This window comes from Streptomyces sp. NPDC043738, assembly GCF_056436545.1.
The window spans coordinates 37674-47495 of sequence record NZ_JBWKCJ010000025.1 but is presented as its reverse complement, the minus strand read 5'-3'; the positions used below and the strand labels follow the sequence as shown (position 1 = coordinate 47495).

General features: G+C 75.6%; 7 protein-coding genes. 4 read left to right on the top strand and 3 right to left on the bottom strand.

The features are described from left to right. Positions 1 to 414 precede the first annotated feature (414 nt). The 4 genes from AC0680_RS27850 to AC0680_RS27835 are packed head-to-tail and all read left to right on the top strand — an operon-like array spanning position 415 to position 7350. On the top strand, positions 415 to 1542 hold the full coding sequence (locus AC0680_RS27850) for a glycosyltransferase family 4 protein (RefSeq protein WP_478633851.1): 1128 nt from the start codon (positions 415 to 417) through the stop codon (positions 1540 to 1542). Next, positions 1539 to 2771, top strand: coding sequence for a glycosyltransferase (locus AC0680_RS27845; RefSeq protein WP_478633848.1), 1233 nt, complete (start codon positions 1539 to 1541; stop codon positions 2769 to 2771). Before AC0680_RS27850 ends, AC0680_RS27845 begins: the two co-directional genes overlap by 4 nt. A gap of 2 nt (positions 2772 to 2773) precedes the next feature. Then, positions 2774 to 3706 (top strand): SGNH/GDSL hydrolase family protein, encoded by a 933-nt coding sequence (locus AC0680_RS27840; RefSeq protein ID WP_478633845.1) that lies wholly within the window; start codon positions 2774 to 2776, stop codon positions 3704 to 3706. Beyond that, the gene (locus tag AC0680_RS27835) at positions 3703 to 7350 is read left to right on the top strand and encodes a hydantoinase B/oxoprolinase family protein (RefSeq protein ID WP_478633842.1); all 3648 of its coding nucleotides are present in this window, start codon (positions 3703 to 3705) and stop codon (positions 7348 to 7350) included. Before AC0680_RS27840 ends, AC0680_RS27835 begins: the two co-directional genes overlap by 4 nt. A 52-nt stretch (positions 7351 to 7402) precedes the next feature. Here AC0680_RS27835 and AC0680_RS27830 read toward each other — a convergent pair whose 3' ends face one another. From AC0680_RS27830 to AC0680_RS27820, 3 genes are read right to left on the bottom strand one after another with little or no spacing between them, the layout of a single operon-like run. Continuing rightward, the gene (locus tag AC0680_RS27830) at positions 7403 to 8296 is read right to left on the bottom strand and encodes a 5-oxoprolinase subunit C family protein (protein ID WP_478633839.1); all 894 of its coding nucleotides are present in this window, start codon (positions 8294 to 8296) and stop codon (positions 7403 to 7405) included. After that, entirely contained in the window at positions 8293 to 8925 is a 633-nt protein-coding gene (gene pxpB, locus AC0680_RS27825; RefSeq protein ID WP_478633836.1) for a 5-oxoprolinase subunit PxpB, read from the bottom strand. Before pxpB ends, AC0680_RS27830 begins: the two co-directional genes overlap by 4 nt. Next, a complete protein-coding gene (locus AC0680_RS27820; RefSeq protein ID WP_478633833.1) occupies positions 8922 to 9695 on the bottom strand; it encodes a LamB/YcsF family protein in 774 nt (257 codons plus the stop codon). Before AC0680_RS27820 ends, pxpB begins: the two co-directional genes overlap by 4 nt. Positions 9696 to 9822 lie beyond the last annotated feature (127 nt).

The following is a 9822-nucleotide window of genomic DNA, read 5'->3' as shown; positions in this document are numbered from 1 at the left end:
GTGTTGGGTCTTTTTGCTTGTGGGGGTGGTGGGGTGGGGGTTGGTTCCCCCCCCCCTCCCCCCCCCCCCCCCACCCCCCCCCCCCTCCGGCCCGCCCCCTCCCGTGGGTGGGAAGAACCGTGGGGGTGAACGTCATCCCTTCCGCGCGGGCAGTGGACGGATGGGGCCCGGCCCCACCCAGCTCCTCAACCCCCACTCACGGGAGGGGACAGACCGTAGGACGGAGTCCGTAGGGCTGTCACCGCACCCGACACACAAACGCCCGCCGCCAGGCGCAACGACGAACAACCACCACGGCGGGTCAGCCGACAACGTGGGAAGCAAGCCCAAGCGCAGCGGAACGCTCATGGGACGTTCTCCAGCAAGAAAGATCCACGTGGTCCCCTCCACGCACGGCCCGCCGACAACAGCGTTATGCGTGTCGTCCTCGTCACCGAATCCTTCCCGCCCGATGTCAACGGCGTCGCACACTGCGCCCTGGAAACCGCCCGGCACCTCGTACGGCGCGGGCACGATCCGCTGGTCATCGCGCCGCTCGGTGGCGGTGTGCCCGGCGCCGCGGCGTACGAGAGTCCCTGCCCCGTCGTCCGGGTGCCCTCGATGCCGCTGCCCGGGTACCCGCAGGTGCGGATCGCGCTCCCCGGGCGCCGGCTGTCGGCCGCCCTCGACGGGCACCGGCCCGATCTGGTGCACCTCGCCAGCCCCTTCGTCCTCGGTGCCCGCGCGATGGCGGCCGCCGCCCGTCGGCGGGTGCCCGCCGTCGCCGTCTACCAGACCGACCTGGGCCGCTATGCCCGTACGTACCTCGGCGGCGGTGCGGGCACCGCCTGGCGGCGCATTCGGGCCGTGCACGCGGCCGCCGACCGCACCCTGGCGCCCTCCAGCGCGGCGCTGCTGGACCTGACCGACCACGGAGTGCCGCGGGTCCACCTGTGGCCGCGGGGCGTCGACTCCCAGCGGTTCCACCCGGGGCGGCGCGACGCGGTGCTGCGCAGCTCGCTGACCGCGGGGCGGGAGTTGCTGGTGGGGTACGTGGGGCGGCTCGCGCCGGAGAAGGACGTCCGGCTGCTGGCCGAGACCTCGCGGCTGCCGGGCGTCCGTACCGTCGTCATCGGCGAGGGCCCCAGCGCGGCCGGGCTGCGCGCCGCGCTGCCTGAGGTCCGTTTCCTGGGCCGCCGCACCGGTGACGAACTGGCGCGCCTCTACGCCTCTTTGGACGTGTTCGTGCACACCGGCCCGTATGAGACCTTCTGCCAGACCGTGCAGGAGGCGATGGCCTCCGGTGTGCCGGTGGTCGCGCCGCGGGCGGGCGGTCCGGTCGACCTGGTCGACCACGGCCGTACGGGGCTGCTGGTGACGCCGGGCGACGGCGGGGCGTTCCGAGACGCGGTGCGCTTCCTCGGGGGCAGCGCCGAGCTACGGGTGCGGTACGGCTCCGCGGCGCGCCGGGCGGTCGCGGACCGCACCTGGGAGGCGGTGGGCGATCAGCTGCTGGGCCACTACGAGGCCGTGCTCGCCGACCGGACGGCGGTGGCGGCATGAACCGGCGGCGCACGGCCGGAACCGGACTGCGGATCGTACGGATCGCCAACTTCGTCACCCCGGCCTCCGGCGGGCTGCGCACCGCACTGCGCGCGCTCGGCGAGGGCTACCGGGCCGCCGGGCACGAGCCGGTGCTCATCGTGCCCGGACCACCGGAAGGCGACGGCCGGGCGGGCGGGGTGCGCGACGAACTCACCGGCCAGGGGCGGGTGATCACCCTGCCGGGGCCGGTGCTGCCCGGCAGCGGCGGCTACCGCCTGCTGACCGACCGCCACCGGCTGCAGCGCCTGCTGGCCGCGCTGGCCCCCGACCGCCTGGAGGTCTCCGACCGTACGACGCTGCGCTGGACGGGCGAGTGGGCGCGCCGGGCCCGGGTGCCCGCGGTGATGGTCTCGCACGAGAGCGTGGACGGGGTGCTGCGCACCTGGGGCGTGCCGCGGCCGCTCGCGCGGGCCGCCGCGGACCGGCTCAACCGCCGTACGGCGCACGCCTACAGCCGGGTGGTGTGCACCACCGACTGGGCGGCGGCGGAGTTCACCCGGGCCGGGGCGCGCAATGTGGTGCGCGCACCGCTCGGCGTCGATCTCGCCGCCTGGCACCCGGACTGCCGCAGCGCGGAGCTTCGGCGCCGCTGCGCGGGCCGGGCCGAGTTCCTGCTGCTGATGTGCTCGCGGCTGTCGCAGGAGAAGCGGCCGGGGCGGGCCCTGGACGCGCTGGCGGAGCTGCGCCGGCGCGGGGTCGACGCGGCGCTGGTGGTGGTCGGCGACGGGCCGCTGCGGCCGCGGTTGGAGGCCCGGGCGCGGGCCGAGCGGCTGCCCGCGGCGTTCCTCGGCCACCTCGCCGACCGGTCCCGGCTCGCCGCGCTCCAGGCGAGCGCCGACCTCACCCTGGCGCCCGGGCCTGCCGAGACCTTCGGGCTGGCCGCCCTGGAGGCGCTCGCCTGCGGGACCCCGGTCGTCGCCAGCGCGGCGTCGGCGCTGGCCGGACTCGTCGACGGCGGCGGTGACACGGCGCTCGACGACGGGCCCTCCTTCGCCGACGCGGTCCAGCGGGTACTGGCCCGGCCCGAGCCCGCCCGGCGCGCCGCCGCCCGCCGCCGGGCCGAGGGCTACGGCTGGCAGCCCGCCGTCGACGCCTTCCTGGCAGCGCACGACGCGCCGGCGGTGCTCGGCCGGCCGGTCGTCGCCCCGGTGGCGCCGTACCCGACGGGCCCGCGGGGCGGGTGGTGACCATGGGACCGGAGGGAACAGCGGGTGCGGCGGGGGCACCGGCCGCCGGCCCGGGCCGCTTCGTCGCGCTCGGCGACTCGCTGACGGAGGGGCTGGGCGATCCGCTGCCGGGCGGCGGCTGGCGCGGCTGGGCCGCGCTGCTCGCCGCGGCGCTCGGCGAGCGGCCGGGGAGCGTACCGCTGGTGAACCTGGCCTTCAGCGGGGCGCTGGCGGCGGATGTCGCCGAGCGGCAGCTGCCCGCCGCGCAGAAGCTCAAGCCGCGGTTCGCCTCGCTGGTCGTCGGCGCGAACGACACCCTGCGGGCCGCCTTCACCATCGAGCGGGTGGCGGCCGCGCTGGACCGGACGCACGGCGTCCTGAGCGCGGGCGGTGCCGTGGTCCTGACGGCGTGTCTGCCCGATCCGGGCCGGATGCTGGGGCTGCCCGGGCCGCTGGCCCGTCCGCTGGCGCGGCGGATGCGCGCCGTCAACACCGTCGTCCACGCGGTGTCCGCCCGCCACGGGGGAGTGCATCTGCACCTGGCCGACCACCCGTGGGTCGCCGAGCGCGCCTCGTGGAGCGTCGACCGGCTGCACCCCAGCGAGCGCGGCCACCGGCTGCTGGCGCGTGGGTTCCATACGGCGCTCGCCGACGCCGGCGTGCCCGTCGGACCGCCGCCTTCGCTCACCCTCGACGGCCGGCCGCCGACCCGTACCGCCTCCGCCCTGTGGATGGCGACCAAGGGGACGCGCTGGGTCGCCGACCGGTGTACGGATCTGCTGCCCGGCCTGCTCGCCCTGGCGCTGCAGGAGTGCCGGCACGCACTGGCCGGATCCGGGCGGCTGCTGGACGCCGCGGCCGACCACGCCACCCGCAGCGCCCTCGCCGCGCTGGGAGCCGGACTGCCGCCGAAAGACGCCGGTGCGGTGAAGGGCGCTGCGACAATGGCGGGATGACCGGACGCTGGGAGTTCTGGATCGACCGCGGTGGCACGTTCACGGACGTCGTCGGCAGGCGGCCGGACGGGCGGCTGGTCACCGGCAAGCTCCTCTCGCACCACCCCGAGCGCTATCGGGACGCCGCGGTGGCCGGCATCCGGATGATGCTGGGGCTCGGCCCGGACGAACCGGTGCCCGCCGAGCGGGTCGGCGTCGTCAAGATGGGCACCACCGTCGCCACCAACGCCCTCTTGGAGCGCACGGGCGAGCCGACGGTGCTGCTGACCACGGAGGGCTTCCGGGACGCGCTGCGGATCGCCTATCAGAACCGGCCGCGGATCTTCGACCGGCGGATCGTGCTGCCCGAGGCGCTCTACGACCGGGTGATCGAGGTGCCGGAGCGGATCGGCGCCCACGGCGAGCTGGTCCGGCCGCTGGACACCGACCGGGTCCGCGAGGCGCTGCTGCGGGCCCGCGCCGACGGGCTGCGCAGCGCCGCCGTCGTCCTGCTGCACGGCTACCGGCACGCCGACCACGAGAAGGCCGTCGCCGAACTGGCCCGAGCGGCCGGCTTCGCCCAGGTCAGCTGCTCGCACGAGGTCAGCCCGCTGATGAAGCTGGTGCCGCGCGGCGACACCACCGTCGTCGACGCCTACCTCTCCCCGATCCTGGGCCGCTACGTCGACGAGGTCGCCGCCCAACTCCCCGGCATCCGGCTGATGTTCATGCAGTCCAACGGCGGGCTGCGGCAGGCGGAGCACTTCCGCGGCAAGGACGCGGTGCTGTCCGGGCCCGCGGGCGGCGTGGTCGGCATGGTCCGTGCGGCCGCCGAGGCCGGCGACGGGCACGACCGGGTGATCGGCTTCGACATGGGCGGCACTTCCACCGACGTCTCGCACTACGCGGGCGAGTTCGAGCGGGTCTTCGGCAACGAGGTCGCGGGTGTACGGATGCGCGCCCCCATGATGAACATCCACACGGTCGCGGCCGGCGGCGGCTCCGTACTCCACTTCGACGGGCGCCGCTACCGCGTCGGCCCCGACTCGGCCGGCGCGGATCCGGGGCCGGCCTGCTACCGGCGCGGCGGGCCGCTGGCCGTCACCGACGCCAATGTGATGCTCGGCCGCATCCAGTCCGCCCACTTCCCCGCGGTGTTCGGGCCGGAGGGCGATCAGCCGCTGGACGCCGAGGCGGTCCGCACCCGCTTCGCGGAGCTGGCCGCGCGGATCGCCGCCGAGACCGGGGACGACCGCGGTCCGGAGGAGGTCGCGGCCGGCTTCCTGGACATCGCGGTGCTCAACATGGCCAACGCCGTCAAGAAGATCTCCGTCCAGCGCGGCCACGACATCACCCGCTACGCCCTGACCAGCTTCGGCGGCGCCGGCGGCCAGCACGCCTGCGCGGTCGCCGACGCGCTGGGCATCGCCACGGTCCTCGTCCCGCCGCTGGCCGGGGTGCTCTCCGCGTACGGCATCGGGGTCGCCGACGCCACCGCGATGCGGGAGCAGGCCGTCGAGGCGGAGTTCACCGACCCCGCGGCCCTCGACCGGGTCCGGGAGGTGTGCGCGGCGCTCGCCGGGCAGACCCGGCGCGAGCTCCTCGACGACGGGGTGGCGGACGAGTCGATCACCACCCGTGCCCGGGTGCTCGTCCGCTACGCCGGAACCGACTCCACCATCGGCGTACCGCTCGCCGACGCCGACACCATGGCCGCGGAGTTCGTCCGCGCGCACCGCGAGCGCTACGCCTTCACCATGGACAAGCCGCTGGTGGCCGAGGCGGTGTCGGTCGAGGCGCTGGGGGAGGCCGGCGGCGCGCGCGGATACGAGGCCGGGCCCGGCGGCCGGGAGGGGGAGCTGGCGCCCGCCGCGACGGTCCGGATGTACGCGGGCGGGCGCTGGCGGGACACCGGCCTGTACCGGCGCACCGACCTGCGCCCCGGCGACACCCTCACCGGCCCGGCGATCATCGCCGAGGAGGACGCGACCACGGTCGTCGACCCCGACTGGCAGGCGGCCATGGGCGACCGCGGACACCTGACGCTGACCCGGACCAGGCCGCGCACCGACCGGGTCGCGGTCGGCACCGAAGCCGACCCGGTGATGCTGGAGGTCTTCAACAGCCTCTTCATGGCCATCGCCGAGCAGATGGGGGTCCGCCTGGAGAACACCGCGCACTCCGTCAACATCAAGGAGCGCCTCGACTTCTCCTGCGCGCTGTTCGACGCCGACGGCAACCTGATCGCCAACGCGCCGCACATTCCGGTGCACCTGGGCTCGATGGGGGAGTCCATCAAGGAGGTGCTCAAGCGGCGCGGCGGCGACATGCGGCCGGGCGACGTCTATGCGATCAACGATCCCTACCACGGCGGTACCCACCTCCCGGATGTCACGGTCGTCACCCCCGTCTTCGCAAGGGCTTCTGACGCTGTTTCGGATGCCGCTTGCGACTCTGTAACGCACAGTGACGAGTTGTTGTTCCTCGTCGCCTCCCGCGGCCACCACGCCGAGATCGGCGGTATCACCCCGGGCTCGATGCCCGCCTTCAGCAGCACCATCCAGGAGGAGGGCATCCTCTTCGACAACTGGCTGCTGGTGCGCGACGGCCGGCTGCGCGAGCGCGAGACCCGCGAGCTGCTGACCTCCGGGCCGTACCCCTCGCGCGCACCGGACGCCAACCTCGCCGACCTGCGCGCCCAGATCGCCGCCAACGAGAAGGGCATCCACGAACTCCACCGGATGACCGAGCAGTTCGGCCTGGACGTCGTACGCGCCTACATGGGTCACGTCCAGGACAACGCCGAGGAGTCCGTGCGCCGGATCATCGCGCGGCTGGCGGACGGCAGCTGCCGCTACGAGACCGACGCCGGCGCGCGGATCCAGGTCGCGCTGCGCGTCGACCGCGCCGCCCGCAGCGCCGTGCTCGACTTCGCCGGCACCTCACCCCAGCAGCCCGGCAACGCCAACGCGCCCACCTCGGTGGTGATGGCGGCCGTGCTCTACGTCTTCCGCACGCTGGTCGCCGAGGACATCCCGCTCAACAGCGGGTGCCTCAAGCCCGTCGAGGTCCGCATCCCGGAGGGCTCGATGCTCGCCCCGGTCTTCCCGGCGGCCACCGTCGCGGGGAACGTGGAGACCTCGCAGGCGGTCACCGGCGCGCTCTACGCGGCCCTGGGCGTCCAGGCGGAGGGCTCGGGCACGATGAACAACCTCACGTTCGGCAACGACCGGGTGCAGTACTACGAGACCGTCGCCAGCGGCTCGGGCGCCGGCGACGGCTTCGACGGGGCGGACGCGGTGCAGACCCATATGACCAACTCCCGGCTGACCGACCCCGAGGTGCTGGAGTGGCGCTACCCCGTCCGCGTCGACGGCTTCGCCATCCGCGCCGGCAGCGGCGGGGCGGGGCGCTGGCACGGCGGCTGCGGCGTCGAGCGCCGGCTGCGCTTCCTGGAGCCGGTGACCGTCGCCCTGCTCACCAACCACCGCAGGATCCCGCCGTACGGCATGGCGGGCGGCGCACCGGGCGCGCTGGGCGTGAACTTCATCGAACGGGCGGACGGCTCGCACCAGCAGCTGAAGGGCTGCGACGCGGCGGAGGTCGGCACGGACGATGTGCTGGTGATCCGCACGCCTGGGGGCGGTGGGTACGGGGAGGCGTAGCCGCCGCCCGCGGGCGCGGACCCGGTCGCCCCGCGACCGGGGGTCGGGTGTGTCAGCCGGGGTGCGACGCCGGGCCCTGCCGCCGGCCGAGGGGCAGGAACCGCACCGGGGTCCCCGGCACCGCCTGGGCCGCCGCGGACAAAAAGCGCGCGGGCACGACGCCGGCGACCGGGTACCCGCCCGTGGTGGGGTGGTCGTGGAGGAAGAGCACCGGGAGGCCGTTCGGCGGGACCTGGAGGGCGCCCAACGGCATGCCTTCACTGGGGAGTTCGCCGGGACGGGCGCGTTCCAGGGGCGGGCCCTCGGTGCGCAGCCCGATGCGGTTGCTGGCCGGGGAGACCCGGAAGCGGCCGGTGGCCAGGGTGCGCCGGCCGGCCTCGGTGAACCACGCGTCGCGGGGGCCGGGCAGGAACGGCAGGAGGAGTTCGGACACCGGGCCGGGATGCGGGACGGCGTCGGCGGCCGCGGGCGGGCCGTGCGGGGTACCGAGGGGGAGGACCGCGCCGTCGGTGAGCGGGTCGGGGCCCAGACCCGAGAGCAGGTCGGTGGCGCGGCTGCCCAGGATCTCCTCGGCCTCGATGCCGCCGGCGAAGGCCAGGTGGGACCGCAGGCCGTGGGTGGCGGGTCCGGCGTCCAGGACGGCGCCGGCCGGGACGCGGAACGGCGCGCCCCAGGGGGCGGGGCGGCCGTCGACGGTCACCGGGCAGGGGGCTCCGGTGACGGCGACGGTGGTGGCCGTGCGGACCCGTACGGCGCAGCCGGTGAGCGTGGTCTCCAGGGCGGCGGCCGACTCGGGGTTGCCGACCAGGCGGTTGGCGAGGCGGTGCGCGGGTTCGTCCAGGGCGCCGGCGCGCGGCACCCCGAGGTGGGCGTGGCCGGGCCGGCCGAGGTCCTGGACGGTGGTGAGCGCACCGGCTCGGACGACCGAGAAGGCGCGGTCGGTCATCGGGCGGTCTCCGCGCTCTCCAGGGGGACGAAGCGGACCCGGGTGCCCGGGGTGAGCAGTGCGGCGGGCTCGCGGCGCGGGTCCCACAGCACGGTGTCGGTGGTGCCGATCAGCTGCCAGCCGCCGGGGGAGGAGCGCGGATAGACGCCGGTGTACGGGCCGGCGAGCGCGACCGAGCCCACCGGGACCTTCGTGCGCGGGGTGTCCCGGCGCGGCACGTGCAGCGGCTCGGGCAGACCGGTCAGATAGCCGAAGCCCGGGGCGAAGCCGCAGAAGGCGACGTGGAATTCGGTGCCGGAGTGCAGGCGGACGACCTCGTCGGGGGTGGTGTCCCACAGGGCGGCGACATCGGCGAGGTCGGGGCCGTCGTAGCGGACCGGGATCTCGACGGCGGGCCGGTCGGCGGCGGCCCGCGGCGGGATGACCCAGGTGGCCAGCTCGGCGAGGAAGCCGCGGGGGTCGGCGAGGCCGTCGAGGAAGACCGTGCGGGCGGCCGGCACGAGCTCGCCGATCCGCGGCAGGGCACCGTCGGCGGCCCGGCGCAGCAGCTCGGCGTGCAGCGCCTCGACCTCCTCGGCGCCGTCCAGCTCGATCAGCAGCCCGTGTTCGCCGACCGGCAGCGGCCTCATGTGAAGCTCCGGACGCGGACGCCGGCGGCGGTCAGCTCGGACCGTACGCGCCGGGCGAGGCCGGCGGCGCCCGGGGTGTCGCCGTGCAGGCACAGTGATCGGGCGGCGATCGCGACGCGGCGGCCGTCGCGGGAGGTGACGGCGCGGTCGCGGGCCATGCCGACGGCGCGCTTGACGACCTCGTCGGGGTCGTGGATCACCGCACCCGGCTCGCGGCGGGAGACGAGGGTGCCCTCGGCGGTGTAGGCGCGGTCGGCGAACGCCTCGCCGACGACGGGGAGTTGGGCGAGCCGGGCGGCGTCGTGCAGCCGGGAGCCGGGCAGGCCGAGGACCGGCAGTTGGCCGCCGGCGGTGCGCACGCCCTCGACGACGGCGCCGGCCTGCTCCGCGTCGTGCACACAGCGGTTGTAGAGCGCGCCGTGCGGTTTGACGTAGGAGACGCGGGTGCCGGCGGCGCGGGCGAAGACCTCCAGCGCGCCGATCTGATAGGCGATCTCGTCGGCCAGTTCGTCCGGGGGGACGTCCATCGCGCGGCGGCCGAAGCCGGCCAGGTCGCGGTAGGAGACCTGGGCGCCGATCACCACGCCGCGCGCGGCGGCCAGGTCGCACACCCGGCGCATCGTCGAGGGGTCCCCGGCGTGGAAGCCACAGGCGACATTGGCGCTGGTGACGACGGAGAGCAGGGCCTCGTCGTCGGTGAGCTGCCAGCGGCCGAAGCCCTCGCCGAGGTCGGCGTTGAGGTCGATGACACAGTCCACCGCGTCGCTCATGTGTGTCCGTTCCAAGGGTTTCGTCGGGCCGGCGGGCGGACGGGCGCGGTCCGGCCGGCCCGTGTCCGTAGCGGCTCTCCCCCGAGGGCCGTCGAGCCGACCGGCGTGGGGAACAACGTAGAGGATC